Source organism: Arthrobacter sp. Hiyo1 (assembly GCF_001263615.2).
In the GTDB taxonomy this organism is placed as follows: Bacteria; Actinomycetota; Actinomycetes; order Actinomycetales; family Micrococcaceae; genus Arthrobacter.
Genome location: NZ_DF952474.1, coordinates 79,029 through 79,844, shown reverse-complemented (window position 1 = coordinate 79,844; position 816 = coordinate 79,029). Strand labels below are relative to the sequence as shown.

Genomic DNA, 816 nt, shown 5'->3' with positions numbered 1-816 from the left:
GCGCAGCCCGGCCTCGGAGGCGACGTTGACCACGGAGCCGGTGCCGGCCTCCAACATCAAGGGCACCACGGCGCGGGTCAGGCGCATGAGGCTGTGACGTTGATCCGGAAAACGCGCTCCCACATTGCGTCGTCCACTTCGTGGATCGGGGTGAAGTTATCCATGATCCCGGCGATGTTGGCGAGGGCATCCACACGGCCGCCGGCAGCGACGACGACGGCGGCAACGGTCTCCTCGGTTGAGATGTCGCCGGCCACGGGCAGCAGGTCCAGGCCGCTGTTTTCCTCCACCAAGGCGTCAAGGCGCTCCTTGCTGATGTCGGCGGCGATGACCCTGCCGCCTTCCTTCGCGATGCGCAGGGCCGTAGCTTGGCCGATGCCCGAGCCAGCTCCGGTGACGATGACTGTCTTCCCGGCAAAACGGCCATTGATGGCGGCTTCCTGCCATGGAGTTTCGTTGCCCATGTTGTTCCTCCTGAAGGTGCTGGTGGCGTTCCGTCCACTTTATGACACTCCGTGTCATTATGTAAGAGTGGATACTGGAGAGATGCCCTCAGACCATACGAAGCCCGTCATCGGGCGCTCCACCGGACGCCCGGCGACGATTGATCCCGACGCCGTGGCTGGCGTCGCGCTCCGGCTTTTTGCCGAGAACGGCTACGAGCGGACGTCCATGGAGGACATCGCGCGCGAGGCGGGAATCGGGCGGAAGAGCCTGTACCGCTACTTCCCCAGCAAGGCTGATCTCGTCTGGGGCGGCATGGAACCGGTAGTGGAAGCTTCGGGCCGTGTGCTGGAGGCCGCCCGCACAGCGGAG

At 65.0% G+C, this 816-nt stretch carries 1 protein-coding gene and 1 pseudogene; one reads left to right on the top strand and one right to left on the bottom strand.

What is annotated here, in order from left to right:
- A pseudogene (locus AHiyo1_RS17785) lies at positions 1-464 on the bottom strand (SDR family NAD(P)-dependent oxidoreductase); the annotation flags it as partial.
- Between the two features lie 82 nt (positions 465-546).
- Here AHiyo1_RS17785 and AHiyo1_RS17780 point away from each other — a divergent pair.
- Positions 547-816: TetR family transcriptional regulator (locus AHiyo1_RS17780; protein ID WP_113990703.1), on the top strand; the 270-nt coding region annotated here is incomplete at its 3' end.